At 59.9% G+C, this 25,342-nt stretch carries 25 protein-coding genes; 10 read left to right on the plus strand and 15 right to left on the minus strand.

Annotated elements, in window-relative coordinates; all coding sequences use genetic code 11:
* Nucleotides 1-31: 31 nt before the first annotated feature.
* Entirely contained in the window at nt 32-1,231 is a 1,200-nt protein-coding gene (gene tyrS, locus NN484_RS03830; protein WP_215500757.1) for a tyrosine--tRNA ligase, read from the minus strand.
* Between the two features lie 211 nt (nt 1,232-1,442).
* Here tyrS and NN484_RS03835 point away from each other — a divergent pair, with 211 nt between their 5' ends.
* A complete protein-coding gene (locus NN484_RS03835; protein WP_274658606.1) occupies nt 1,443-2,867 on the plus strand; it encodes a peptidoglycan DD-metalloendopeptidase family protein in 1,425 nt (474 codons plus the stop codon).
* A 3-nt stretch (nt 2,868-2,870) separates the two neighbouring features.
* Complete coding sequence (locus tag NN484_RS03840) at nt 2,871-3,962, plus strand: anhydro-N-acetylmuramic acid kinase (protein WP_215500756.1); 1,092 nt, start codon at nt 2,871-2,873, stop codon at nt 3,960-3,962.
* A 75-nt stretch (nt 3,963-4,037) separates the two neighbouring features.
* Here the strand turns inward: NN484_RS03840 and erpA are convergent, their stop codons facing one another.
* Nucleotides 4,038-4,388, minus strand: a complete 351-nt coding sequence (gene erpA, locus NN484_RS03845) for an iron-sulfur cluster insertion protein ErpA (RefSeq protein WP_003228776.1) — start codon at nt 4,386-4,388, stop codon at nt 4,038-4,040.
* Nucleotides 4,389-4,535: 147 nt separating this feature from the next.
* A complete protein-coding gene (argC, locus tag NN484_RS03850) occupies nt 4,536-5,570 on the minus strand; it encodes an N-acetyl-gamma-glutamyl-phosphate reductase (protein ID WP_274658607.1) in 1,035 nt (344 codons plus the stop codon).
* A 135-nt stretch (nt 5,571-5,705) separates the two neighbouring features.
* Here argC and hemJ point away from each other — a divergent pair, with 135 nt between their 5' ends.
* The 6 genes from hemJ to coq7 all read left to right on the plus strand — a co-directional run bounded on the left by hemJ (nt 5,706) and on the right by coq7 (nt 10,278).
* Nucleotides 5,706-6,134 (plus strand): protoporphyrinogen oxidase HemJ, encoded by a 429-nt coding sequence (gene hemJ, locus NN484_RS03855; protein ID WP_127647761.1) that lies wholly within the window; start codon nt 5,706-5,708, stop codon nt 6,132-6,134.
* A 33-nt stretch (nt 6,135-6,167) separates the two neighbouring features.
* Nucleotides 6,168-7,136 (plus strand): NAD(P)H-dependent flavin oxidoreductase, encoded by a 969-nt coding sequence (locus tag NN484_RS03860; RefSeq protein ID WP_127647762.1) that lies wholly within the window; start codon nt 6,168-6,170, stop codon nt 7,134-7,136.
* A 77-nt stretch (nt 7,137-7,213) separates the two neighbouring features.
* Nucleotides 7,214-8,164, plus strand: a complete 951-nt coding sequence (locus NN484_RS03865; RefSeq protein WP_215500754.1) for a DUF805 domain-containing protein — start codon at nt 7,214-7,216, stop codon at nt 8,162-8,164.
* A 61-nt stretch (nt 8,165-8,225) separates the two neighbouring features.
* Nucleotides 8,226-9,014 (plus strand): SDR family NAD(P)-dependent oxidoreductase, encoded by a 789-nt coding sequence (locus NN484_RS03870; protein ID WP_127647764.1) that lies wholly within the window; start codon nt 8,226-8,228, stop codon nt 9,012-9,014.
* Nucleotides 9,015-9,094: 80 nt separating this feature from the next.
* Nucleotides 9,095-9,433: a histidine triad nucleotide-binding protein gene (locus tag NN484_RS03875; RefSeq protein WP_127647765.1), complete on the plus strand. Its 339-nt coding sequence runs from the start codon at nt 9,095-9,097 to the stop codon at nt 9,431-9,433.
* A gap of 197 nt (nt 9,434-9,630) precedes the next feature.
* On the plus strand, nt 9,631-10,278 hold the full coding sequence (coq7, locus tag NN484_RS03880) for a 2-polyprenyl-3-methyl-6-methoxy-1,4-benzoquinone monooxygenase (protein WP_127647766.1): 648 nt from the start codon (nt 9,631-9,633) through the stop codon (nt 10,276-10,278).
* Between the two features lie 115 nt (nt 10,279-10,393).
* On the opposite strand, the gene speD is transcribed toward coq7, so the two are convergent.
* Nucleotides 10,394-11,188, minus strand: a complete 795-nt coding sequence (gene speD, locus NN484_RS03885) for an adenosylmethionine decarboxylase (protein ID WP_027610737.1) — start codon at nt 11,186-11,188, stop codon at nt 10,394-10,396.
* A gap of 237 nt (nt 11,189-11,425) precedes the next feature.
* Nucleotides 11,426-11,848, minus strand: a complete 423-nt coding sequence (locus NN484_RS03890) for an OsmC family protein (protein ID WP_003228794.1) — start codon at nt 11,846-11,848, stop codon at nt 11,426-11,428.
* Nucleotides 11,849-12,087: 239 nt separating this feature from the next.
* Between NN484_RS03890 and crp the strand changes: the two genes are divergently transcribed.
* Nucleotides 12,088-12,732: a cAMP-activated global transcriptional regulator CRP gene (crp, locus tag NN484_RS03895; protein ID WP_003228797.1), complete on the plus strand. Its 645-nt coding sequence runs from the start codon at nt 12,088-12,090 to the stop codon at nt 12,730-12,732.
* Between the two features lie 10 nt (nt 12,733-12,742).
* Here the strand turns inward: crp and NN484_RS03900 are convergent, their stop codons facing one another.
* The 4 genes from NN484_RS03900 to NN484_RS03915 all read right to left on the minus strand — a co-directional run bounded on the left by NN484_RS03900 (nt 12,743) and on the right by NN484_RS03915 (nt 16,061).
* The gene (locus NN484_RS03900; RefSeq protein WP_215500753.1) at nt 12,743-13,441 is read right to left on the minus strand and encodes a lipoate--protein ligase family protein; all 699 of its coding nucleotides are present in this window, start codon (nt 13,439-13,441) and stop codon (nt 12,743-12,745) included.
* Between the two features lie 134 nt (nt 13,442-13,575).
* Nucleotides 13,576-14,412 (minus strand): indole-3-glycerol phosphate synthase TrpC, encoded by an 837-nt coding sequence (gene trpC / locus NN484_RS03905; RefSeq protein ID WP_127647768.1) that lies wholly within the window; start codon nt 14,410-14,412, stop codon nt 13,576-13,578.
* Complete coding sequence (gene trpD / locus NN484_RS03910; protein ID WP_127647769.1) at nt 14,409-15,458, minus strand: anthranilate phosphoribosyltransferase; 1,050 nt, start codon at nt 15,456-15,458, stop codon at nt 14,409-14,411. Before trpD ends, trpC begins: the two co-directional genes overlap by 4 nt.
* A gap of 9 nt (nt 15,459-15,467) precedes the next feature.
* On the minus strand, nt 15,468-16,061 hold the full coding sequence (locus tag NN484_RS03915; RefSeq protein WP_127647770.1) for an aminodeoxychorismate/anthranilate synthase component II: 594 nt from the start codon (nt 16,059-16,061) through the stop codon (nt 15,468-15,470).
* A 407-nt stretch (nt 16,062-16,468) separates the two neighbouring features.
* Between NN484_RS03915 and estP the strand changes: the two genes are divergently transcribed.
* A complete protein-coding gene (gene estP, locus NN484_RS03920) occupies nt 16,469-18,379 on the plus strand; it encodes an esterase EstP (RefSeq protein ID WP_127647771.1) in 1,911 nt (636 codons plus the stop codon).
* Between the two features lie 139 nt (nt 18,380-18,518).
* Here the strand turns inward: estP and trpE are convergent, their stop codons facing one another.
* The 6 genes from trpE to NN484_RS03950 all read right to left on the minus strand — a co-directional run bounded on the left by trpE (nt 18,519) and on the right by NN484_RS03950 (nt 25,109).
* Nucleotides 18,519-20,000: an anthranilate synthase component I gene (trpE, locus tag NN484_RS03925; RefSeq protein WP_003228804.1), complete on the minus strand. Its 1,482-nt coding sequence runs from the start codon at nt 19,998-20,000 to the stop codon at nt 18,519-18,521.
* Between the two features lie 70 nt (nt 20,001-20,070).
* Nucleotides 20,071-20,889, minus strand: a complete 819-nt coding sequence (locus NN484_RS03930) for a phosphoglycolate phosphatase (RefSeq protein ID WP_274658608.1) — start codon at nt 20,887-20,889, stop codon at nt 20,071-20,073.
* Nucleotides 20,886-21,560, minus strand: coding sequence for a ribulose-phosphate 3-epimerase (gene rpe / locus NN484_RS03935; protein ID WP_003228808.1), 675 nt, complete (start codon nt 21,558-21,560; stop codon nt 20,886-20,888). The genes NN484_RS03930 and rpe overlap by 4 nt, the downstream gene beginning before the upstream one ends.
* 113 nt (nt 21,561-21,673) lie before the next feature.
* The gene (locus NN484_RS03940) at nt 21,674-22,822 is read right to left on the minus strand and encodes an iron-containing alcohol dehydrogenase (RefSeq protein ID WP_274658609.1); all 1,149 of its coding nucleotides are present in this window, start codon (nt 22,820-22,822) and stop codon (nt 21,674-21,676) included.
* 202 nt (nt 22,823-23,024) lie between these two features.
* Entirely contained in the window at nt 23,025-23,849 is an 825-nt protein-coding gene (locus NN484_RS03945) for an ABC transporter permease (protein ID WP_007966446.1), read from the minus strand.
* A 12-nt stretch (nt 23,850-23,861) separates the two neighbouring features.
* Nucleotides 23,862-25,109, minus strand: coding sequence for an ABC transporter permease (locus NN484_RS03950; RefSeq protein ID WP_127647774.1), 1,248 nt, complete (start codon nt 25,107-25,109; stop codon nt 23,862-23,864).
* Between the last annotated feature and the right edge of the window lie 233 nt (nt 25,110-25,342).

Consider the following 25,342-nt stretch of genomic DNA (forward strand, 5'->3'; position numbering starts at 1 on the left):
TAGAATTCGCCGTCAACCCCTAATCTCAACTTTATTCAGATTTCAGCGTGATACGTGCAAATGCTTTCTTGCCCGCCTGGCAAACGTGGGTCGCGCCCAGTACGTATATAAAGGAGCGATCAACCACCTCACCGTCAACCCGCACACCACCAGAAGCCAACAGGTCGCGCGCCGCCGCCGAGTTCTTCACCAGACCCGCCTTATTAAGGACAGCAGCAATCGGCATATCTTCAGCAGAAGTCAGTTCGATCTCTGGCAGATCATCCGGCAGCTCGCCATCCTTCATACGGTTGCCCGCTGCACGATGAGCATTGGCTGCCGCTTCCTCACCATGGAAACGCGCAACAATTTCTTCCGCCAACTTGATCTTGATGTCGCGTGGGTTGGCCCCCGCCTCCACATCTGCGCGAAATGCATTGATCTCATCCATCGAACGGAAGCTGAGCAACTCGAAGTAACGCCACATCAACGCATCCGGGATCGAAACCAGCTTGCCGTACATAACACCTGGCGCTTCCTGGATGCCGACGTAGTTGCCCAACGATTTGGACATCTTCTTCACGCCATCCAGACCTTCAAGCAACGGCATGGTCAGAATGCATTGAGCTTCTTGACCATAACCACGCTGCAGTTCACGCCCCATCAGCAGGTTGAACTTCTGATCGGTACCGCCCAGCTCGACATCGGCGCGCAGAGCAACCGAGTCGTAGCCCTGAACCAGCGGGTAGAGGAACTCATGGATAGCGATTGGCTGATTGGTGGTGTAGCGCTTGTCGAAGTCATCGCGCTCGAGCATGCGAGCGACGGTGTATTGCGACGTCAGACGAATGAAGTCCGCCGGCCCCATCTGATCCATCCAGGTGGAGTTGAACGCAACTTCGGTTTTGGCCGGATCAAGAATCTTGAATACCTGAGACTTATAAGTCTCGGCATTCTCCAGAACCTGCTCACGAGTCAACGGAGGGCGAGTGGCGCTTTTGCCGCTCGGGTCACCGATCATCCCGGTGAAGTCGCCAATAAGGAAGATCACCTGATGCCCCAGCTCCTGGAACTGGCGCAGCTTATTAATAAGCACGGTATGACCCAAGTGCAGATCCGGAGCGGTTGGATCGAAACCAGCCTTGATACGCAGCGGCTGGCCGCGCTTGAGCTTCTCGATCAGCTCGGACTCGACCAATAGTTCTTCCGCACCACGTTTAATCAGCGCTAGCTGCTCTTCAACCGACTTCATAACAGACCCGCAAGGCTCAGATTCAAAGGGAACCAACCATACAAGATCGTGCACCAATTACAAGTTTTGCCCGGCGCACGGACACCAATCTACAGACAGGGTGTCTGTAGACTTGCTTCGGGGATGATTTGGTTATATTTTATACAGTTATTTCATCTTCATCATGTCATTCATCTTTTCCAATTCATCTTTTTCAAAGTCAAAACTACTTATGACCACTGAACCGTCTAAAGCGCCACCGCTTTACCCGAAGACCCACCTGCTCGCCGCAAGTGGAATCGCCGCCCTTCTCAGCCTGGCGCTCCTGGTATTCCCTTCCAGTGATGTTGAAGCCAAAAAGACGACCCTGAGCCTTGAACTGGAAAGTCCTGCTGAACAACTGACACAAGATCAAGACGCTGCTGACGCGGTTCAAGCCACAAATGAGCCCGTCGCTTCGCCATTTGCCCAGATCGAAAATACTGAAGAAAACACCCCGCAAACCGCCGTAGCCGCACCGGCGCCGTCTCCGGTTGCCGAAAAACCAAAGGCACCCGGCCATCGGGAAGTGATCGTTGCCAAGGGTGACACTCTGTCCACCCTGTTTGAAAAGGTCGGCCTGCCAGCCGCTTCCGTGCATGAGGTATTGGCCAGCGACAAACAAGCCAAACAGTTCAGCCAGCTCAAACACGGCCAGAAACTCGAATTCGAACTGAACCCGGAAGACCAACTGACCAGCCTGCACAGCAAGGTCAGTGACGTAGAAACCATCACCCTGACCAAGAATGACAAGGGCTATGCGTTCAACCGGGTCACCGCCAAACCTACCGTTCGTACTGCTTACGTCCACGGCGTCATCAATAGCTCGCTGTCACAATCCGCCGCTCGCGCCGGTCTCTCCCATAGCCTGACCATGGATATGGCCAGCGTCTTCGGCTACGACGTCGACTTCGCCCAGGACATCCGCCAAGGTGACGAATTCGACGTGATCTACGAGCAGAAAGTGGTCAACGGCAAGGCCGTCGGTACTGGCCCTATCCTGTCCGCACGCTTCACCAACCGCGGCAAGACCTACACCGCTGTGCGTTACACCAACAAGCAAGGCAACAGCAGCTATTACACCGCCGATGGCAACAGCATGCGCAAGGCGTTCATCCGTACACCGGTGGACTTTGCCCGGATCAGCTCGAAGTTCTCCATGGGACGCAAGCACCCGATCCTCAACAAGATCCGCGCCCACAAAGGCGTCGATTACGCAGCGCCACGCGGTACGCCAATCAAGGCTGCTGGCGACGGTAAAGTACTGCTGGCCGGTCGCCGCGGCGGCTACGGCAACACCGTGATCATCCAGCACGGCAACACCTACCGTACGCTCTACGGGCACATGCAGGGCTTCGCCAAAGGAGTGAAGACCGGCGGCACCGTCAAGCAGGGTCAGGTGATCGGTTATATCGGCACCACTGGCCTATCCACCGGCCCGCACTTGCACTACGAGTTCCAGGTCAACGGCGTTCACGTCGACCCACTGGGTCAGAAGCTGCCGATGGCCGATCCGATCGCCAAGTCCGAGCGTGCGCGCTTCCTTGCGCAGAGCCAGCCGTTGATGGCGCGCATGGACCAAGAGAAAGCCACCATGCTGGCTTCGAGCAAGCGTTAAGCCATGGCCCTCTATATCGGTGTGATGTCCGGAACCAGCCTCGATGGACTGGACATCGCGCTGATCGAACAGACCCAGGCGATCAAGCTGATCGCCACACACTACATCCCCATGCCTGACGCCCTGCGCACTGAGCTCTTGAGCTTGTGCGCCAGCGGCCCTGACGAAATTGCCCGCTCGGCAATCGCCCAGCAGCACTGGGTGCAACTCGCCGCACAGGGGATCCATACCCTGCTCGACCAACAGCAACTCAAGCCTGAAGCCATTCGCGCGATCGGCAGCCATGGGCAAACCATTCGCCATGAACCAGCCCGTGGTTTCACCGTGCAGATCGGCAATCCTGCACTACTCACAGAGCTGACCGGCATCACTGTTGTCAGTGACTTCCGTAGCCGCGATGTGGCCGCAGGTGGTCAGGGCGCCCCGCTGGTGCCTGCCTTCCACGAGGCTTTGTTTGAAGAGCGTACCGGTAACCGTGCGGTGTTGAATGTCGGTGGTTTCAGCAATCTCAGCCTGATTGAGCCAACCAGGCCTGTAGCCGGTTTCGACTGCGGCCCTGGGAATGTGCTGATGGATGCCTGGATTCACCAGCAACGCGGCGAAAACTACGATCGCAACGGCCAATGGGCAGCCACCGGCAAAGTCGAGCCCGCCTTGCTGAAAGCGCTTCTAAGCGACCCGTTCTTCGTGACCAAAGGCCCGAAAAGCACCGGCAGGGAAGTGTTCAACCTGCCTTGGCTGGAACAACACCTGTCCAGACTGCCGACCTTTGCCGCTGAAAACGTCCAGGCTACGCTGCTGGAGCTGACAGCACTGACCATCGTGGAGTCGTTGCAAAGCGCTCAAACCGATACCCGGGAAATGCTGGTCTGCGGCGGTGGCGCGCACAATGCCACACTGATGAAACGCTTGGCGGACCTGCTGCCCAATGCAATCGTTGCCAGCACGGCCAGCCACGGCGTCGATCCAGACTGGGTCGAGGCCATGGCCTTCGCGTGGCTGGCCCATTGCTGCCTCGAAGGCATTGCCGCCAATCGCCCGAGTGTCACTGGCGCCAAAGGCCTGCGCGTACTCGGCGCGATCTACCCCAACTGAGCAAAACTCAGGCAACAAAAAACGCCGCAGGACCGTAAGGCTCTGCGGCGTTTTGTTGTGTGCAGCGCAGTGCGATCAGATCGAGAACGAAGAACCGCAACCACAGGTCGTGGTGGCATTCGGGTTCTTGATCACGAAGCGCGAACCTTCCAGACCTTCCTGGTAGTCGACTTCGGCACCGGCCAGGTACTGGAAGCTCATCGGATCCACCACCAGACTCACGCCTTCGCGCTCGACGATGGTGTCGTCCTCGGCCACATCTTCATCGAAGGTGAAACCGTACTGAAACCCTGAACAACCGCCGCCCGTAACGAATACGCGCAGCTTCAAGCGATCATTCCCCTCTTCATCGACCAGGCTCTTCACCTTGTGCGCAGCACCTTGGGTGAATTGCAAAGCCGTGGGGGTGAAGGATTCGACGCTCATGCTGACTATCTCCCGGCGTTACGCCGCCATAATGCGTGATGACGCGCATTATCCGCTTGTCCTAGAAAATCGGTCAACTATTAGAGGAGCAGCGGCAAGATTCAAGCTGTGAGCTTCAAGCTTGCCGCTTACAACTTGTAGCTGCCCTTATGGCAGCATACCGGCGTGAGACAAGCCGAAGCGCTCGTCCAGCCCGAACAGGATATTCATATTCTGCACCGCCTGACCCGACGCCCCTTTGACCAGGTTGTCGATCACCGACAGCACCACTACCAGATCGCCATCCTGCGGACGGTGAACCGCGATGCGGCAGACGTTGGCACCGCGCACACTGCGGGTTTCCGGATGGCTGCCAGCCGGCATCACATCGACGAACGGCTCGTTGGCATAACGCTTTTCGAACAGTGCCTGCAGATCCACCGAACGATCAACCACGGTCGCGTAAAGCGTGGAGTGAATACCACGGATCATCGGCGTCAGGTGCGGAACGAAGGTCAGGCCAACATCCTTACCGGCGGCGCGACGCAGACCCTGGCGAATTTCCGGCAGGTGACGGTGACCTTTCACCGCGTAAGCCTTCATGCTTTCCGACGTCTCAGAGTACAGCGAGCCTACAGCTGCGCCACGACCGGCGCCGCTGACACCGGATTTACAGTCGGCGATCAGACGCGAAGTATCGGCCAGACCTGCTTCCAGCAGCGGCAGGAAACCCAACTGTGTAGCGGTTGGATAGCAACCCGGCACAGCGATCAGACGTGCCTTTTTGATCTGCTCACGATTGCCTTCGGGCAAACCGTAGACCGCTTCGTCCAGCAGCGCCGGCGCCCCGTGCGGCTGGCCGTACCACTTGGCCCACTCTTCAGCGTCTTGCAGACGGAAGTCCGCCGACAGGTCGATGACCTTGGTGCCCGCCGCCAGCAACTCACCCGCCAGAGCATGCGCGACGCCGTGCGGCGTGGCGAAGAACACCACGTCGCAAGCCCCCAGGGTCTTGATGTCCGGCACGCTGAATGCCAGGCCGTCATAGTGGCCGCGCAGGTTCGGGTACATGTCAGCCACGGCCAGACCGGCCTCGGATCGAGAAGTGATCACCACCACTTCTGCCTGCGGATGCTGTGCCAACAGACGCAGCAGTTCGACACCGGTGTAACCCGTGCCGCCGACGATACCGACCTTGACCATAAACCTGCCCTCAACGAACCCACTGGAAAGCCGTCGATAATAGGGGCCGCGCGCGCCTGCGACAACCGTCAAGGTGACGTGCGGATGCACAAGCCTCTACTATCCGGCTTACCGTGAATCAGGGAATAACTAAAAATGCTCTATCTGTGGATCAAAGCGTTTCATATCGTCAGCATCGTGTGCTGGTTTGCCGGACTGTTCTACTTGCCGCGGCTGTTCGTTTATCACGCGCAAAGTGAAGACGCCGTCAGCAAGGAACGCTTCAGCATCATGGAGCGCAAGCTGTATCGCGGCATCATGGGCCCGGCGATGATCGCCACGCTGATCTTCGGCGGCTGGCTGATCTACCTCAATCCAGGCATCTTCAGCATGGGCGGCTGGATTCACGCCAAGCTGACCCTGGTGGTGTTACTGATCGGTTATCACCACATGTGCGGCGCGCAGGTAAAACGTTTCGCCCGTGGCGAGAACACCCGCAGCCATGTCTTTTATCGCTGGTTCAATGAAGTGCCGGTTCTGATATTGCTGGCTATCGTAATTCTGGTCGTGGTCAAGCCGTTCTAACTTCTACAGGCACCACACTTCGGGGGATTTCCAATGTCGCTGCCCGCTCTGCTCGAACAACGTCTGCGCCTGCCTGTCGTGGCGGCGCCGATGTTCCTGATTTCCAACCCGGAACTGGTGCTCGCCTGCTGCCGCAACGGCGTGGTCGGCAGTTTTCCGGCCCTGAACCAGCGCGAAAGCAGCGGTTTCAAAGCCTGGCTGGAGCAAATCGAAGCAGGACTGGCGACGCTGGACAACCCGGCGCCGTATGCCGTGAACCTGATCGTTCACAACAGCAACCCGCGCCTGCAGGCAGACCTGAACATCTGCGTCGAACACAAAGTGCCGATTGTCATCACCAGCCTCGGCGCGGTGAAGGAACTGGTCGACGCGGTTCACAGCTACGGCGGCCTGGTGTTCCACGATGTGACCACCCGCCGCCATGCCGAGAAAGCGGCCGAGGCCGGGGTCGACGGTTTGATCGCTGTCGCGGCGGGTGCCGGCGGCCATGCCGGGACCTGGAGTCCGTTTGCGCTGATCGCCGAGATCCGTGAGTTTTTCGATAAAACCCTGTTGCTTGCAGGATGCCTTAACCATGGCCATGAGATTCTCGCCGCACAACTGCTCGGCGCGGATCTGGCCTACTTCGGTACGCGATTTATCGGTACCACCGAAAGCCATGCGCCTGACGCCTACAAGCAGATGCTGCTGACTGCCAAAGCGGCAGACATCATTCATACTCCTGCGGTCTCTGGCGTGCCGGCCAGCTTCATGCGCCAAAGCCTGCAAGCGGCAGGTTTCGACATGGCCGCGCTGCAAGGCAAGGGCGAGGTCAATTTCGGTGACAAGCTCAAACCGATCAACGATGAAGCCAAGGCCTGGAAGACTGTGTGGTCCGCCGGCCAGGGCGTAGGGCAAATCGACGACCTGCCGAGTGTGGATCAGTTGATTACCCGGCTCGACGCGGAATATCGTCAGGCGCTGGAACACGCAGCGCAGTTGCCGAAACGCTGGCCTCGCTGAGAAAAACCAGGCCGGTTGCCGACCGACTGGCCTTACAATTCGATCCTCTATTCATTCGCGACAAGGATGCCACGGCCATGAGCGAACCCCGTTACAAGATCGTTTTCGACGGCGCTCTACAGCCCGGAGTCGATCTCACCACCGCCAAGCTAAATCTGGCGGCCCTGTTCAAAAGCGATGTCGCCGGCATTGAGCGCCTGTTCAACGGCAATACCATCGCCCTCAAGCGCGACCTGTCCCACAGTGATGCACAGACCTATCTGCAAGCACTGGGCAAGACCGGGATCGACGCACGGATCGAAAGCGAAACGGCGATCGAGCTGAATCTGGCCGATGTGCACGAACACCCGACTACCGTCGCAGAACCGGACTCCCCCTACGCACCGCCACGCGCCAACGTCGGCGAGAACCTGCCGGCATTCGCTACGCTCAAGCCATTCAGCGTTGAAGGGCGGATCGGTCGCCTGCGCTTCCTCGCCTGGACAATGGTGCTGAGCCTAGTGACCCTGCCGATCATTGGCGTGTTCGCCCTGATCGGTCTCGGCCTGGTCAGCGGCGACTCCACCACCGGCCTGATCATCGGCGGCATTTTTGCGTTCTTCCTGTTTCTCGGTTTCATCATTGTCAGCATCCTGTTCAGCGTGCAGCGTCTGCACGATATCGGCTGGTCCGGCTGGTTATGGTTGCTGAATCTGGTGCCCTTCGTGGGCAGCTTCTTCCCGTTGGTGATCATGGTCGTACCGGGCAACACCGGCGCCAACCGTTACGGCGCGCCGCCGCCACCCAACAGCACCGCGGTCAAGGTGCTGTGCTCGCTGTGGATCGTGTTCGTCGCCCTGATATTTGTCGGCGGCATGCTGGGCGGCATCTCGGCCATTCAGCAGGAATATGAAACCAACCTCGAAAGCAGCTACGAAAGCGGCTCGGTCACCACTGATGAAGTCGAGGTCGAGACCGAACCCGCGGCGAATTCGGAGGAGGATGCAGCCGAAGCCGCTCCGGCCCCTGTAGACTCTGCGAAAGAATGAACAACGCTCCCCGCCGTGACACCTGCGTCGCTGGCGCGGAGCTGTTGCGATGGAGAATTGCATGACCCGTTACGCTCTGATCACTGGCGCCTCCAGCGGCATCGGCTTGGCCATGGCCGAAGCCCTGGCCCGGCGCGGCCGCAGCCTGATTTTGGTGGCCCGACAGCGTGATCAGCTGGAAAGTATCGCAATCGAACTGACCCAGCGGTTTGGCGTGGAGGTATTGTTCCGCGCCTGCGACCTCGGCGAGCCTTTGCGCCTGTCCGGTTTCCTGCTGGAGCTGGAAGAAGGCGACCGACAGATCGATCTGTTGGTCAACTGCGCCGGCATCGGCACCTGCGGCCCGTTTCTGGCACAGGACTGGATGACCGAGCAGGACCTGATCGAAGTGAACATCCTCGCCCTCACTCGCCTGTGCCACGCCATTGGTAACAGCATGGCCCTGCAGGGCGGCGGGCAGATTCTCAACGTGGCCTCGGTGGCGGCGTTCAATCCCGGCCCGTGGATGAGCACTTACTACGCCAGCAAGGCTTACGTCTTGCACTTTTCCGAAGCGCTGCGGGTTGAGCTCAAACAGAGCGCGGTCAAGGTATCGGTGCTCTGCCCCGGCCCGACCCGCACCGCGTTTTTCCGCACTGCACAGCTCAACAGCGACAAACTCAAGGACAGCAAGCTGCTGATGAGTCCCGAGGAAGTCGCGCTTTACACCGTGCGCGCGCTGGAAAAAAACCGCGCAATCATCATTCCGGGACGGCGCAACCGCTGGTTCGCCTTCCTGCCGCGCCTAGGCTCGCGCTGGCTCAACCGCACCATCGTCGGCATGATCAACAAAGCTTACTGCCCGCGTTGAACTGTCCTACGGCAAAACACTGGGCGGAGCCATTTCCCATGAGTACACTCAGGCCAGCCCACACAACGGAGAAAACAGCAGTGGATACTCTGTTCACCAAGATCATCAACCGGGAGATTCCGGCCAAGATCATCTACGAGGACGACCAGGTTCTGGCGTTCCACGACATCGCCCCTCAGGCACCGGTGCATTTTCTGGTGATCCCGAAGAAGCCGGTACGCACCCTCAATGACCTGACCGAAGACGACAAGGCACTGGCCGGGCACATTCTGTTCACTGCCCAGCGTCTGGCGCTGGAGCTGGGCTGCGAAGAAGGCTTCCGGGTGGTGATGAACTGCAATGAACAAGGTGGGCAGACCGTCTATCACATTCATATGCACGTTCTGGGTCAGCGTCAGATGAACTGGCCACCGGGCTAAAACGCAACCAATTCCCTGTGGGAGCGAGCCTGCTCGCGAAGACGCCGGCACGTTCAACATGTCGCCGCCTGATACAACGCCTTCGCGAGGGGGCTCGCTCCCACAAAAAAGTTCGACCGCCTGCCAAATGACCCAGCGCAAACCTTCCCCGGCCGATTCGGTTAAACTGGCCATCGAGATTTTTCCCGGAGGTCAGCATGACTACCCAACGTCACTACTCGCCGATTGACCGTCTTCTGCTGCAGGCCGATGCCGCGATGCGCACCCTGCTGCCCTTCAGCGGCCAGGCTTACCGTCCGTCGCCAGCCATTGTGCAGCCTGAAGTGCAGATGAGCGACGAGGACACCCGCCACGTTGCCGGCCTGATGCGCATCAACCATACCGGTGAAGTCTGCGCCCAGGCGCTGTATCAGGGTCAGGCGCTGACCGCCAAGTTGCCGCAGGTGCGTGCAGCCATGGAGCACGCCGCGGAAGAAGAGATCGATCATCTGGTGTGGTGCGAGCAGCGCATCCATCAACTGGGCAGCCACACCAGCGTGCTCAACCCGCTGTTCTACGGGATGTCATTCGGCATTGGCGCCGTGGCCGGCCTGATCAGTGACAAGGTCAGCCTGGGTTTCGTCGCGGCCACCGAGCACCAGGTGTGCAAGCACTTGAACGAGCACCTTGAGCAATTGCCGGCCGAAGACGAGAAGTCCCGGGCGATTCTGGAGCAGATGCGCATTGATGAAGAACATCACGCGGAGAGTGCACTGGATGCCGGCGGTTTCCGCTTTCCGGCGCCGGTGAAGTTCGGGATGAGTCTGTTGGCGAAGGTGATGACCAAGAGCACCTACAGGATCTGACTTTAGCGTTGTCTGGCAGAGCCTCTTCGCGAGCGAGCTCCCACAGGGCTCTGTGTTTCGGCAATAAAAAAGGCGACTACCGCAAAGTAGTCGCCTTTTTTGTGCCCGAAAACTCTTACGCCGGCATGTTGCGCGCGTAGAAGATTTCCAGCATTTCGTGTTTCACACGCTCGGTCACCTGAGCACGCTGCTCGGAGGACAGGTTGCTGGTGGCGTCGCCGAACAGGTAGTTATCCAGTTCGAAGTTCTTCAGCAGCATTTTGGTGTGGAACAGGTTTTCCTGGTACACGTTCACGTCGGTCATCTGGTACGCGTCGCGGGTGTCTTCGGAAAGGTAGTTCTGGATCGAGTTGATCTCGTGATCGATGAAGTGCTTGTTACCCTCAACGTCACGGGTGAAGCCGCGCACACGGTAATCCACAGTCACGATGTCCGAATCGAACTGGTGAATGAGGAAGTTGAGCGCTTTAAGCGGTGAAATGACACCACAGGTCGACACGTCGATGTCCACACGGAACGTCGCAATACCGGCATCCGGATGGATTTCCGGGTAGGTATGCACCGTGATGTGGCTCTTGTCGAGGTGGGCAAGGATGATTTCGGGCAATGGACCCGGGGACTCTTCGATCTGGCTGTCAGTCGGGGTTACCGGCTCTTCCGAGATCAGAATCGTGACGCTGGCACCCTGAGGCTCATAGTTCTGACTGGCAATGTTCAGAATGTTGGCACCAATGATTTCGACAACTTCCGTGAGGATCTGCGTCAGGCGTTCGGCGTTGTACTCTTGATTGATGTACTCGACGTAAGCCTGCTGGTCTTGCGGGGTTTCCGCGTAGCAGATGTCATAGATGTTGAAGCTCAAGGTCTTTGTCAGGTTATTGAACCCGTGGAGCTTGAGTTTGCTTTTCACCGTTAAAAACTCTCTATGTATGCGGCGCAGCCGCGTGATCAAGCATGCCCGTCAAATGCGAACAACGCACCTGCGTAGGACGGTTAACACCTCTTCGCGATGGCGATTTTGGTTATCTGTTCAGGCGAATGACCCGTCGGTTGACCGATCACAGCCCTGAAAAAAGTGGCGCATTATGCAGACGTCAGCGAGGGATCGCCAGAGTCTGCACTGCTTTTATGATAGTTGAATGTCGGTTCAACCGAGTTCGACGATTTCATAATCGTGGGTGATCGCCACGCCGGCCGCGCCGAGCATGATCGAGGCCGAGCAATATTTCTCGGCAGACAGTTCGATGGCGCGTTTGACCTGGGCTTCTTTGAGGCCGCGACCCTTGACCACGAAGTGCATATGGATCTTGGTAAACACCTTCGGATCTTCGGTTGCACGCTCGGCTTCGAGGAACGCTTCGCAGCTTTCAACGGCCTGACGCGACTTCTTCAGGATGCTGACCACATCGAAGTTGCTGCAACCGCCAACGCCCAGCAGGAGCATTTCCATCGGGCGAACACCCAGATTACGACCACCGGCGTCCGGCGGACCGTCCATGACCACGACATGACCGCTACCGGATTCGCCGAGGAACATGGCTTCGCCAGCCCATTGGATGCGTGCCTTCATCGCCAAGACTCCACTGTAGAAAAAAGGGTCGCCAGCTTAGCACAGGCCTTTGCTTTGACAGCGCGCGTCGCTCCTAGGACGGATGCCTTTGCAACGTAGGTAATTTCTCGAATTTGCGACGAAGTGTCTGGTAAGCTGGCGCCAATTCGCTGGCGCCAATTGTCAGCCTGTGTAGCGACCGCCTTCAGCGCCTCATAAAAAAATCAAACATTACCGTGCAGTCTTTTCGGGATACAACCATGGTTGCTATTACCCCCACACCCAAAATCAAGAACCTCGACAAGCTGTTGATGCATTGCCAGCGCCGTCGCCATGCGGCCAAGAGCAACATCATCTGCGCGGGCGATCGTTCGGACACGCTGTACTTCATCATCAAAGGTTCGGTGACCATCCTGATCGAGGATGACGACGGTCGCGAAATGATCATCGCCTACCTCAATGCCGGGGATTTCTTCGGTGAGTTGGGCCTGTTCGAACAGGCGGGCCAGGAACAGGAACGCAGTGCCTGGGTGCGGGCCAAGGTCGAATGCGAAATCGCCGAAATCAGCTACGTGAAGTTCCGCGAATTGTCGCAGCAGGATCCAGACATTCTTTACGTCCTCAGCGGACAAATCGCACAACGCCTGCGCAATACCACGCGCAAGGTCGGCGATCTGGCGTTCTTCGACGTCACCGGTCGTGTGGCCCGTTGCCTGCTGGAGTTGTGCAAGCAGCCCGACGCGATGACCCACCCGGACGGCATGCAGATCAAAGTGACCCGTCAGGAAATCGGGCGGATTGTCGGTTGTTCGCGGGAGATGGTCGGTCGCGTGCTCAAGGATCTTGAAGAGCGCAACCTGGTCGATGTGAAAGGCAAGACCATGGTGGTCTTCGGCACGCGCTAAACGCGCAACCTCAGGCGCTGTAGACCTGCGCCAGCATCAAACGAAACAGCTCATCCAGACGCGCCAATGCATTTGGCGCGGCGAATTTCTCGTGCAGGGCGATGTGGCTTTCAGCCCGCACCCGCTGCTCCAGACCGCAAGCTTCATTGAAGCGATTGACCGCCGCAACCATCGACTCGCGCTCGTTATCCACCAGCATCGCCCCGTGCACCAGGCCCACTGGGCGTTGACCGCCCTGACTCTGGCGCCAGCGCTGGGCCGTGCCGACCATCTTGCGCCCATCGAGATTGACGTTGAAACGTCCGTCGCAGAACGCACCGTCGATTTCACCCAGAGACGACGAGCCACCCAGTTCATCCAGCAATTCGCAGATCGGATCACACAGGCGCCGGTAACCGGTTTCGATGCGATTCAGATCGCCTTCGCTGCGGGGCGGAGCGTAGACCAACGCGATGTTGATGGTTGAAGCCGATTGCGGAACCGGCTCGCCACCGGTTTCACGCAGCAGCACCGGCCAGCCGGCCGCGGCGGAGACTTGGCAGGCCCGTTCGAAACCGGGCAGACGATTGAGGCGGCGCGGCATGACCAGCGCGCGATCGCTGGGCTGCCAGAACAGCAGGCCGAATTCGGCGTCGCCGGCGCAGATGGAAGCGAGCAAATCCTGTTCGGTTTGCAGGCCGGTTTCGATGGTGAGGGAGGCAGGGATCATAAGGTTTCCGTAGGACGTTCAGTCTAAGGTGAATCTTATGTCGTCATCGCGAGCAGGCTCACGCCTACAGGGGGAACGCATTCCAAGTGTAGGCGTGAGGCTGCTCGCGATGGCGTCTACTCGGTCTGACTGAGTCAGTCGAGGGTCGAACCACTCACCGGAACACCGCGCTCCGGGAAGAACAGCCGCTGCAGTTCGGTGCCCGGGCTTTCGGCGCGCATGAACGCCTCGCCCACCAGGAACGCGTAGACGTCGCTGATTTCCATCAGCTCGACATCAGCGCGGTTGAGGATGCCGCTCTCGGTGATCACCAGACGATCGCGGGGAATGCGCGGCAGCAGGTCGAGGGTGGTTTCCAGGCTGACGTCGAAGGTGTGCAGGTTGCGGTTATTGACCCCGACCAGTGGCGTGTCGAGGGTTTTCAGCGCGCGCTCCAGCTCATCGCCGTCGTGCACTTCCACCAGCACATCGAGACCGACGCTTTTGGCGACCGAGGCCAGCTCGGCCATTTTCACGTCGTCCAGTGCGGAGACGATCAACAGCACGCAGTCGGCGCCCAGCGCACGGGCTTCGACGATCTGGTACGGATCGATCATGAAGTCCTTGCGGATCACCGGCAGCTTGCACGCGGCGCGGGCTTGTTGCAGGTAGGCATCGGCGCCCTGAAAGTAATCAATGTCGGTCAGCACCGACAGGCAGGTCGCCCCGCCCTTCTCGTAGCTCCTGGCGATATCGGCAGGTACGAAGTGCTCGCGAATCACGCCTTTGCTTGGCGAGGCTTTCTTGATTTCCGCAATGACTGCCGGCTGTTTCGTCTTGGCCTGATCGATCAATGCCTTGGCAAAACCACGGGGTGCATCGGCCGCCTTGGCCAGACTTTCCAGCTCGCTCAGACTGACGCGAGCGCTACGCTCGGCGACTTCCTGGACTTTGCGCGCCAGAATGTTTTCCAGAACCGTCGGTACACTCATCCCTCATTCTCCACTTTGAATACCGCGGTAAAGGCACCCAACTCCTCGAGTTTTTCCCGAGCGAGGCCGGTGTGCAGAGCGTCGTGCGCAAGCGCCACGCCTTCTTTCAAACTTGTGGCCAGGTCGGCGGCGTACAGCGCTGCACCGGCATTGAGCACAATCATTTCAGCGGCTTTCTGGCCGTTTTCGGTTTTGCGCTTGCCCAGTGCATCACGGATCAGCGCCAGCGACGCTTCCGGCCCTTCGACCGACAGACCGTGCAAGCTCTGGCTCTTCATGCCCAGATCTTCCGGTTCGACCCAATATTCAGTGATTTCGTTGTTCTTCAACTCGGCGACATAGGTCGGCGCAGCCAGACTGAATTCGTCCAGACCGTCCTTTGAATGCACCACCAGCACGTGTTTGCTGCCCAGGCGCTGCAAGACTTCGGCCAATGGCCGGCACAAGGCCTGAGTGAACACGCCCACCACCTGATGTTTCACACCGGCCGGATTCGTAAGCGGGCCGAGCATGTTGAACAGCGTACGCAGGCCGAGATCGCGGCGCGGGCCAGCGGCGTACTTCATGGCTTTGTGATGGGTCTGGGCAAACATGAAACCGATGCCGACGTTGTCGATGCAACGGGCAACCTGTACCGGCGTCAGGTTCAGATAGATGCCGGCGGCTTCCAGCAAGTCGGCGCTGCCGCTCTTGCCCGATACCGCGCGGTTGCCGTGCTTGGCCACGGTGCAACCGGCTGCCGCGACGACAAAGGAAGAAGCCGTCGAGACGTTGAAGATGTTCGCACCGTCGCCGCCGGTGCCGACTACATCGACCACACCGTCGAGGGTCTTGAGTTCAACCTGATCGGCCAGCTCGCGCATCACCGACACGGCGCCGACGATCTCGTCGATGCTCTCGCTCTTCATGCGCATGGCCATCATGAACGCTCCGATCTGCGCGTCGGTGCATTGGCCGGTCATGATTTCGCGCATCACGTCGCGCATTTCGTCGGTGCTGAGGTCGAGGTGATCGACGATACGGCTCAGGGCTGTCTTGATATTCATGGGAAGTCCTTAGCGCGTGCCGCCGGTTTGTTTGAGGAAGTTGGCAAACAGTTCATGGCCCTGCTCGGTCAGAATCGACTCGGGGTGGAACTGTACGCCCTCAATGTTCAGGGTCTTGTGCCGCAGGCCCATGATTTCGTCGACGCTGCCGTCGTCGTGCTGGGTCCATGCGGTCAGCTCCAGACAATCAGGCAAAGTATCGTGCTTGACGATCAGCGAGTGGTAACGGGTAACCGTCAGCGGATGATTCAGACCGGCGAAAACACCCTTGTCCTCGTGAAATACCGGGCTAGTCTTACCGTGCATCACCTGACGGGCACGCACCACATCGCCGCCGAAGGCCTGACCGATGGACTGGTGGCCCAGGCATACGCCGAGGATCGGCAGTTTGCCGGCAAAGTGTTTGATGGCTTCGATGGAGATGCCGGCTTCGCTCGGTGTGCACGGGCCTGGGGAGACCACGATGCGCTCCGGGTTGAGCGCTTCGATTTCGGCGATGGTCAGCTCGTCGTTGCGCACCACCTTGACCTCGGCACCCAGCTCGCCGAGGTATTGCACAACGTTGTAAGTAAAGGAGTCGTAGTTGTCGATCATCAGCAACATGGCGTTTCGAACCTCTTGAATTCTGACTTGAAGACAGCCTTCAGATGACTTGCCCGCAGGGCGCTGCACGATGTCGGACGCGCAGGTAGCGTCGGCACAGCGGCATTTCAAACGGGCAAGGAAGGCAAAGCGATACAGATCCGGCCGGGCCGGCAGAAAAGATTCAGGCGCGCCAACGCCAACGGGCGTGTGCCTTGATGACTTGATCCAGAAGTTTGCTGACGATCAACACGGGGAAGGTCTCGTTCATACGTTCCGGCACAGTAACTTAGCTGGGCAGAGCGTGCAATATGGCGGGGCCGGCGGGGGATCAAACTTTTGCAGGGTTCACGACCGATGGCAAAAGGCCGGAAGTTTTTGGTACTGTCGTTTCGTTCACCTACAACAATAAATAAACGGACTTGCTCATGATCAAACAGACGTTGTTTGTACCGCTCGCCGGATGCCTGCTCGCCATGGCATGCGCCCAGGCCTACGCAGCACCCGCTCCCTACTCCAATTTCATCGTTTTCGGCGACAGCCTGAACGATGCCGGGACCTTCAAGGACACCGGCGGTCCGGCCGGCGCCACCCAGCGCTACACCAATCGCACAGGCCCACTGTACAAGGATGGCACCGGCGAAAACCGCAACCTCAACGCCACCCAGATCATCGGCGGCAAACTGGGCTTCAGCCCTGATCAGACCGCCTCCTCGTCCTCGGCTGTACGCGCTGGTGAAGGTTTGGCGGACGGCAACAACTGGGCGGTGGGCGGTTACCGCACCGACCAGATTCTCGACTCGATCACCACGCAGTCCGCCACCGGCGAACGCACCCGCAGCGGCTACCTGCCTTCGAACGGCTTGCGCGCCGATCCGAACGCGCTGTATTACCTGTCCGGAGGCGGTAACGACTTCCTTCAGGGCCGTGTGCTCAGCCTCGACCAGGCCAGCTCGGCAGCCGATCGCCTGGCCGATAGCGTGCGTACACTGCAAGGCGCCGGCGCCAAATACATCATGGTCTGGCTGTTGCCGGACATCGGCCTGACCCCGGCGATCAACGGCTCTCCGCTGCAGAGCTTCACCTCGCAACTCAGCGCCCAGTTCAACACCGAGCTGGTCAGCCAGTTGCAGGGCATCAATGCTGAAATCATTCCGCTGAACATTCCGGTGCTGCTCAAAGAAGCCTTCGCCAACCCGGCGCAGTTCGGCCTCGCGACGGATCAGAACCTGACGGCCACCTGCTTCAGCGGCAACAGTTGCACAGAGAACGCCAAGTACGGCATCAACAGCGCTACCCCGGATCCGACCAAGCTGATCTACAACGACTCGGTGCACCCGACCGAAACCGGCCAGCGCCTGATTGCCGATTACGCCTATTCGCTGCTGGCGGCACCGTGGGAGCTGACCTTGCTCCCGGAAATGGCCCAAGGTTCGTTGCGCGCGCATCAGGATGAACTGCGCAACCAATGGCTGGCCGATTGGGAAAACTGGCAGGCCGTGGGCCAATGGCGCGCCATCGTCGCCGGCGGCGGTCAACATCAGGATTTCGACGGCCAGCACAGCGCCGCCAGTGCCGACGGCAACGGCTATAACCTGAACATCGGCGGCAGCTATCGCCTCAACGAAGCCTGGCGTGTGGGTGTGGCCGCCGGTCTCTACCACCAGAAACTCGAAGCCGGCGACGCTGACTCCGAATACAAACTCAATTCCTACATGGGCACCGCGTTTGCCCAGTACCAGCAAAACCGCTGGTGGGGCGATCTGGCGATGACCGCCGGCAAACTCGACTACGACAGCCTCAAGCGTAAATTCCAGCTGGGGGTCAACGAGCGTGGAGAAAAAGGCGATACCGACGGCTACGTACTGGCGATCAGCGGCCGCCTCGGCTACGACATCGCGCAGCAGGCCAGCAGCCCGTGGCACCTGTCGCCGTTCGTCAGCGCCGATTTCGGCAAGACCGAAGTGGATGGTTACTCGGAAAAAGGCGCGGACTCCACGGCGCTGACTTTCGATGACCAGTCGCGCAACTCCCGGCGTCTGGGCGTGGGTATTCAGGGCAAATACCAGATCACCGCGCAGACCGAAGTGTTCGGTGAATTCGCTCACGAGCGTGAGTACAACGATGACCGGCAGGACCTGACCATCAACCTAAACAGCCTGCCGGGCAACCGTTTCACCCTCGAAGGCTACGAGCCGCAGACCAATCTCAATCGCCTGAACCTGGGCGTGAGCCACAAGCTCACTCCGGATCTGGCCCTGCGCGCCAGCTACAACGTGCGCAAGGATGATGACTTTACCCAGCAAGGGGTCAACGTCGGCGTCAGTCTCGATTTCTGAGGCTGAAAAGCAAAAGATCGCAGGCTGCGCCAGCTCCTACAGGGTTAGCGCAAATACAAAAAACGCGGCGTCCTTACGGGCGCCGCGTTTTTCATGGCCTAAACACAAGCTCGCTCCCACAGAGGAGGATTGTGTGGACTCAGCTTTCCGGGGTTTGCTCGGCCAGGGCCACCGCGCGGAACATCGCGCGGCGCTTGTTCAGGGTTTCTTCCCATTCCAGCGCCGGCACCGAGTCGGCCACGATGCCGCCACCGGCCTGTACGTGCAGTTCACCGTTCTTGATCACCGCGGTACGAATTGCAATCGCGGTGTCCATGTTGCCGTTCCAGGCGAAGTAACCGACCGCCCCGCCATACACGCCACGCTTGACCGGCTCCAGTTCGTCGATGATTTCCATCGCGCGAATCTTCGGTGCGCCAGACAAGGTACCCGCCGGCAGAATCGCCCGCAGTGCATCCATTGCCGTCAGCCCGGCCTTCAACTGGCCGGTGACGTTGGAGACGATGTGCATCACGTTGGAATAACGCTCGATGACCATTTTCTCGGTGAGTTTCACCGAGCCGATTTCCGAGACACGACCGGTGTCGTTACGACCCAGATCGATCAGCATCAAGTGCTCGGCGATTTCCTTGTCGTCCGACAGCAGGTCCTCTTCCAGCGCCAGATCGGCTTCTTCGGTGGCGCCACGCGGGCGGGTACCGGCAATCGGGCGCACGGTGATCAGGTTGTCTTCGACCCGCACCAGCACTTCCGGCGAACTGCCAACGACGTGGAAGTCGCCGAAGTTGAAGAAGTACATGTACGGCGTCGGGTTGAAGCAGCGCAGTGCGCGGTACAGATCGATCGGTGCGGCCTTGAAGTCGATCGACATACGCTGCGACGGCACAACCTGCATGCAGTCACCGGCAAGGATGTATTCCTTGATGGTGTCGACGGCTTTTTCGTAGTCGCTCTGAGTGAAACTGGAGCGAAACACCGGATCAGCCGCTTGCTGCTTGCTGAAGTCCAGGCCACGGCGCGGCGTGATCGGCTGGCGCAGCTTTTCCAACAGTTCCTGCAATTGCGCCTGGCCCTGCTCGTAAGCATCGGCTTGCGCCGGGTCGGCCAGGACGATGGCGTGCATCTTGCCGGCGAGGTTGTCGAACACCACCACCGCATCGGAGACCATCAGCAGAATGTCCGGCACGCCCAGCGGATCCGGGTTCGGGCATTTGCCCAGACGCTTTTCCACGTAGCGCACACAGTCATAACCGAAGTAACCGACCAGGCCCCCGTTGAAGCGCGGCAGACCGGCGATGGTCGGCACGTTGTAACGGGCCTTGAAGGTTTCAACGAAGGCCAGCGGGTCTTCGACGTCATGGCTTTCGGTCTCGACGCCATCGACGGTGATGCTCACGTGATGGTCATGAACCCGCAGCACGGTGCGGCACGGCAGGCCGATGATCGAGTAACGGCCCCATTTCTCGCCGCCCTGCACCGATTCGAGCAGGTAGGAGTTGGGCTGGTCGGCCAGTTTCAGGTAGATCGACAGCGGCGTGTCGAAGTCGGCCAGGGTTTCGCAGGCCAACGGAATGCGGTTGTAGCCGTCAGCGGCCAAGCGCAGGAATTCTTCGCGGATCATGAGGTGCCTCGTGGTGTGAGGTGCTAACAGTCAGGTATGCAAACGCGCCGGCGAGCCGGCCAGAAATCAGTCAGGCGCGCCAACGCCAGCGGGCCAGGGCCTTGATGACTTTCATCCAGAGTTTGCGGGTGACCACCACGATGGCGTTTCCAGAATGGGATTGAGAAGCGTCGGCCAACGTTATCTCAGCGGCTTTACCGAGGCAACCGGGAATTAGCTTGCGCAGATCATCGATCACCAGCGCCGGGGATTCCTCGGCAATCGGCCGGCCATGGTTGTAGCCATAGCTCAGCGCCACGCACTTGACCCCTGCCGCTTTCGCCGCCAGCACGTCGCTGCGCGAGTCGCCGACGAACAGCGATTGCGAGGCCGGAATGTTGGCCATTTTCATCACGAAGAACAACGCAGCCGGGTCGGGCTTCTTCTGCGGCAGGGTGTCGCCGCCGATGATCCACTTGAAGTAGCGGCCGATCTTCATCTGATCCAGCAGCGGCGCGACAAAACGCTCCGGCTTGTTGGTAATCAGCGCCATCGCCACGCCCTGCTTGTGCAGCCATTTGAGGGTGTCGCGCACGCCGGGATAGACCACGGTCAGCTCATGGCTCGCGCCGTAGGCGTCCATGAACACTTCCAGCGCGTGCTCGGCCTCGACGTCATCCACCGCCGAATGATCGATGCCGCCGGCCAGCGCCCGGCGCACCAGCACCGGGGCGCCATTGCCGACCCACTCGCGCACCGACTCGATGCCGGCAGGCTTGCGGCCGAGGGAGAGCAGCATGGTGTCCACCGCCGCCGCCAGGTCGGGAACCGAGTCGATCAGCGTGCCATCCAGATCGAACATCACCAACCGTGGCAGTTGCCCCGGGAACAGCTGCTCAAAACCGCTCATGGGCGCGCCAGCGCCAGTTCGGAACGCATCTTGTCGATGACTTCCTGATAGTTCGGCGCATTGAAGATCGCCGAGCCGGCGACGAAGGTGTCCGCACCGGCCGCGGCGATTTCACGGATGTTGTTGACGTTGACGCCACCGTCGATTTCCAGACGGATGTCGCGGCCCGAAGCATCGATGATCGCCCGCGCTTCGCGCAGTTTGTCGAGGGTGCCGGGGATGAATTTCTGTCCGCCGAAGCCTGGGTTGACGCTCATCAGCAAGACCATGTCGACCTTGTCGATCACGTACTTGAGCACGTCCAGAGGGGTCGCCGGGTTGAACACCAGGCCGGATTTGCAGCCGCCCTCACGGATCAGTTGCAGCGAACGATCGACGTGCAGCGTGGCTTCCGGGTGGAAGGTGATGTAGGTGGCGCCGGCCTCGATGAAGTCGCCGACGATGCGATCCACCGGGCTGACCATCAGGTGCGCGTCGATCGGCGCGGTAATGCCGTACTTGCGCAGTGCCGCGCAGACCATCGGACCGATGGTCAGGTTCGGCACGTAGTGGTTGTCCATGACATCGAAGTGAACGAAGTCGGCACCGGCGGCCAGAACGTTGTCCACTTCTTCGCCGAGGCGGGCGAAGTCGGCGGAGAGAATCGACGGAGCAATTACGAAGGGCTGCATGACGCACCTTTTCTGAGCTAAATCACGATGGCGCGCATTGTAGCCTCATGCTTTGACGCGCGCACCGTAACCGCGATGATTGGGTTGTGCCATGAGTGGTGACCGAGCGCGACTCAGTAAGCCGCGCGGTAGATCTTTTCGATGTCCGCAGCGCTGAGCTTGCGCGGGTTGTTGCGCATCAAACGCTCGATCCCCGCGGCCTCCACGGCCATGGCCGGGATCGCCTCTTGCGGCACACCAAAGCTGCGCAGCCCGGCAGGAATCTCCACCGCCGCACACAGTTCAGTCATGGCCTGCACGGCTTTATCCGCTGCCTCCGAGGCACTCAGATGGGCGGTCTTCACCCCCATGGCTTCGGCGATATCCTGCATGCGCTCGACGCAGGCCATCTTGTTCCAGGTCATGACATACGGCAGCAGCAAGGCGTTACTGACGCCGTGGGCGATGTTGAAACGCCCGCCCAGCGGATACGCCAGCGCATGCACCGCGCCGACCCCGGCATTGCCGAACGCCATGCCGGCCATCAGGCTGGCGGTCGCCATGTCTTCGCGGGCCAGCAGATTCGCACCGTTGGCATAAGCCTTGGGCAGCGCCCCGGCGATCAGTTTGATCGCGCCAATGGCCAGCGAGTCGGTGATCGGCGAGGCGTTGAGCGACAGATAGGATTCGATGGCATGCACCAGCGCATCGACGCCACTGGCGGCGGTGACGCTGCGCGGGCAGGTCAGGGTCATTTGCGGGCTGACCAGCGCGACGTCCGGTAATAGATAGTCGCTGACGATGCCTTTCTTCAGTTGCGCGACCTTGTCGGAAAGAATCGCCACGTTGGTCACTTCCGAACCGGTGCCGGCAGTGGTCGGGATAGCGATCAACGGCGGGCCTTTGCGCGGCACCTGATCGACGCCGAACAGGTCCTCCAGCGCGCCGTGGTAACCGGCGTACGCCGCCACGCTTTTGGCGATGTCGATGGCACTGCCACCGCCAAGGCCGATCAAGCCGTCATGCCCGCCCTCGCGGTACACGCGCATGCAATCTTCGACGATGGCGATTTCCGGGTCCGGCAGCACACGGTCGAAAATCTCGTAGTCACGACCGCCCAATTGGCACAGCGCCAGCTCCACGGTACCGGACTTGACCAGCGCGGCGTCGGTGACGATCAGTGGGTTGTCGATATCCAGGCGAGCGAGTTCCGCCGCCAGTTGCTCGATGGCCCCGGCGCCGGTGATCAGTTTGTGAGCGATTTTGAACTGGGACAGACTCATCGTGCGCAGCCTCTTATAGATCTGGGAGCTGAGCACAAGCGTAGCTGAGGGTTTGGGGTTGTCTGGTATTCAGGGTGTGAATGACCGCGAGAGTCCTTTAAACAATTACCCCCTGTAGGAGCTGCCGAAGGCTGCGATCTTTTGATTTTGTTTTTAAGATCAAAAGATCGCAGCCTTCGGCAGCTCCTACAGGGGATCAGCGTCAGACCTGAGCGGTACGCAGTTTTTCGCTGCGGCCGCGCAGCCATTCAAGAGTCAGCAGCAGAATTACCGAGAACGCAATCAGCAAGGTTGCCGCTGCCGCAATCGTCGGGCTGAGGTTCTCGCGGATCCCGCTGAACATCTGCCGTGGCAACGTCGCTTGCTCCGGGCCGGCGAGGAACAGCGTCACCACCACCTCGTCGAATGACGTCGCAAAGGCGAACAGCGCCCCGGAAATCACCCCGGGAGCAATCAGCGGCAGGGTCACCCGGCGGAACGTGGTCAGCGGCGAAGCCCCGAGGCTCGCTGCCGCCCGCACCAGGTTGTGGTTGAAACCCTGCAACGTCGCCGACACGGTGATGATCACGAACGGTACACCCAGCACCGCGTGGACCACGATCAGCGAAAAGAAACTGTTGCCCAGCCCCAGCGGTGCGAAGAACAGATAACTGGCGACACCGATGATCACCACCGGCACCACCATCGGCGAAATCACCAGCGCCATCACCAGCGATTTGCCGGGGAAGTCGCCACGGGTCAGGCCGATCGCGGCCAATGTCCCGAAGACCATCGCCAGCACCGTTGCGGCGGGGGCGACGATGATGCTGTTCTTCAGCGAACGCATCCATTCGGCCGAGGCGAAGAAGTCCTGATACCAGTGCAGGGAGAAGCCCTGCAGCGGATACACCAGGAAGCTGCCCGAGTTGAACGACAGCGGCACGATCACCAGCACCGGCAGAATCAGAAACAGCAGGATCAGGCCGCAGAGAATCCGCAAGCTGTAGAACCACACCCGTTCGATGGGCGACATGTAAGGACTCAGCATTTCAAATTCCCCTTAGCTCAGGCGCAGGCGACTGGCGCCCACCAGCCAGCTGTAGATCAGATAAAGCACCACGGTCGCCAGCAGCAGCAAGCCGCCCAACGCGGTGGCCATGCCCCAGTTGATGCTGGTGTTGGTGTAGAACGCGACGAAGTAGCTGACCATTTGATCGTTCGGGCTGCCGAGCAGCGCCGGGGTGATGTAGTAGCCGATGGCGAGGATGAACACCAACAGGCACCCGGCGCCGACACCGGCATAGGTCTGCGGGAAGTACACCCGCCAGAAGCTGGCGAACGGGTGGCAGCCCAGCGAGATGGCGGCGCGCATGTAAGTCGGCGAGATGCCTTTCATCACGCTGTAGATCGGCAGAATCATGAACGGCAGCAGGATGTGCACCATCGAGATGTAGACCCCGGTGCGGTTGAACACCAGCTCCAGCGGTTTATCGATGATGCCCATCGCCATCAGTGCGCTGTTGATCAGCCCGCCCGATTGCAGCAACACGATCCACGCCGCGACCCGCACCAGAATCGAGGTCCAGAACGGCAGCAGCACCAGAATCATCAGCAGGTTGCTCTGGCGTGACGGCAGGTTGGCCAGCAGGTAGGCCAGTGGGTACGCCAGGAACAGGCAGATCACGGTGATGACCAGGCCCATCCAGAAGGTGCGGGCGAAGATGTCGAGATAGATCGCCTGATCCGGGGTGGCCGGGGCCAGTTCGCCAAGGTCGTCGATACGATGATCGACTGCCGCCAGCAGGTAGTACGGGGTGATGCTGCTGGTGTTGCGCTTGACCGCTTGCCAGTAGGCCGGATCGCCCCAGCGCTCATCGAGGCCTTCGAGTGCTTCTTTATAGGAGGCCGGTTCGCTGGCAAACGGCAGCGCCCGGGCCGTTTTGGTCAGCAGGCTGCGATAGCCGGCCAACTCCATGTTCAAGCGCTTGGACAGATCGCCCAGCGTCTGGTTTTTCCGGGCTTCGGCAAGGTCTTCACCCGCCGCTTTGTACACCGGTTCAGCGGGCAGGCCGCGGCCGTCCCAACTGGCGATGGCCGCCACGGTGCGCGGCATGCCACCGACCACTTCCGGGTTGCCGACGCTTTTGTAGAGCAGCGCCACGATCGGCACCAGGAACACCAACAACAGAAACAGCACCAGCGGCGCAATCAACGCCTGGGCTTTCCAGCGGTTGACCCGCTCGGCGCGCTTGAGCTTCTGCTTCAAGGTGGGGCTGGCGCCCTCGTTCAGGGGAACGGCGATGGCCATGACGTACTCCGCAAATCTTTGATCGTTACAGAGGTGGCGAACCACCTCTGTTGTGTTGAAACACCCTGCCTGAGGATGGCGACTCCCTGTGGCGAGCGAGCTTGCTCGCGCTGGGCTGCGAAGCGGCCCCAAAATTGTGTTGGCACTGCCAATTTTGTGAGTGCTGCGCACTGGTGCGCCAGCCCGGTCAAGCGGGAGCAAGCTCCCTCGCCACAAGAGCCCCCATCCAGGTG

Source organism: Pseudomonas serboccidentalis, assembly GCF_028830055.1.
Lineage (GTDB): Bacteria > Pseudomonadota > Gammaproteobacteria > Pseudomonadales > Pseudomonadaceae > Aquipseudomonas > Aquipseudomonas serboccidentalis.

Coding starts and splice junctions, on each gene's coding strand:
- NN484_RS03945 (WP_007966446.1), bottom strand. CDS start 23,849: ATGCTGAGTCCTTACATGTCGCCCATCGAACGGGTGTGGTTCTACAGC.
- NN484_RS03890 (WP_003228794.1), bottom strand. CDS start 11,848: ATGAAGGCACGCATCCAATGGGCTGGCGAAGCCATGTTCCTCGGCGAA.
- NN484_RS03930 (WP_274658608.1), bottom strand. CDS start 20,889: ATGAGCGGTTTTGAGCAGCTGTTCCCGGGGCAACTGCCACGGTTGGTG.
- crp (WP_003228797.1), top strand. CDS start 12,088: ATGGTTGCTATTACCCCCACACCCAAAATCAAGAACCTCGACAAGCTG.
- NN484_RS03835 (WP_274658606.1), top strand. CDS start 1,443: ATGACCACTGAACCGTCTAAAGCGCCACCGCTTTACCCGAAGACCCAC.
- NN484_RS03870 (WP_127647764.1), top strand. CDS start 8,226: ATGACCCGTTACGCTCTGATCACTGGCGCCTCCAGCGGCATCGGCTTG.
- tyrS (WP_215500757.1), bottom strand. CDS start 1,231: ATGAAGTCGGTTGAAGAGCAGCTAGCGCTGATTAAACGTGGTGCGGAA.
- NN484_RS03915 (WP_127647770.1), bottom strand. CDS start 16,061: ATGTTGCTGATGATCGACAACTACGACTCCTTTACTTACAACGTTGTG.
- estP (WP_127647771.1), top strand. CDS start 16,469: ATGATCAAACAGACGTTGTTTGTACCGCTCGCCGGATGCCTGCTCGCC.
- NN484_RS03950 (WP_127647774.1), bottom strand. CDS start 25,109: ATGGCCATCGCCGTTCCCCTGAACGAGGGCGCCAGCCCCACCTTGAAG.
- NN484_RS03840 (WP_215500756.1), top strand. CDS start 2,871: ATGGCCCTCTATATCGGTGTGATGTCCGGAACCAGCCTCGATGGACTG.
- coq7 (WP_127647766.1), top strand. CDS start 9,631: ATGACTACCCAACGTCACTACTCGCCGATTGACCGTCTTCTGCTGCAG.
- NN484_RS03900 (WP_215500753.1), bottom strand. CDS start 13,441: ATGATCCCTGCCTCCCTCACCATCGAAACCGGCCTGCAAACCGAACAG.
- NN484_RS03860 (WP_127647762.1), top strand. CDS start 6,168: ATGTCGCTGCCCGCTCTGCTCGAACAACGTCTGCGCCTGCCTGTCGTG.
- rpe (WP_003228808.1), bottom strand. CDS start 21,560: ATGCAGCCCTTCGTAATTGCTCCGTCGATTCTCTCCGCCGACTTCGCC.
- NN484_RS03865 (WP_215500754.1), top strand. CDS start 7,214: ATGAGCGAACCCCGTTACAAGATCGTTTTCGACGGCGCTCTACAGCCC.
- erpA (WP_003228776.1), bottom strand. CDS start 4,388: ATGAGCGTCGAATCCTTCACCCCCACGGCTTTGCAATTCACCCAAGGT.
- trpC (WP_127647768.1), bottom strand. CDS start 14,412: ATGAGTGTACCGACGGTTCTGGAAAACATTCTGGCGCGCAAAGTCCAG.
- argC (WP_274658607.1), bottom strand. CDS start 5,570: ATGGTCAAGGTCGGTATCGTCGGCGGCACGGGTTACACCGGTGTCGAA.
- trpE (WP_003228804.1), bottom strand. CDS start 20,000: ATGATCCGCGAAGAATTCCTGCGCTTGGCCGCTGACGGCTACAACCGC.
- NN484_RS03940 (WP_274658609.1), bottom strand. CDS start 22,822: ATGAGTCTGTCCCAGTTCAAAATCGCTCACAAACTGATCACCGGCGCC.
- hemJ (WP_127647761.1), top strand. CDS start 5,706: ATGCTCTATCTGTGGATCAAAGCGTTTCATATCGTCAGCATCGTGTGC.
- trpD (WP_127647769.1), bottom strand. CDS start 15,458: ATGAATATCAAGACAGCCCTGAGCCGTATCGTCGATCACCTCGACCTC.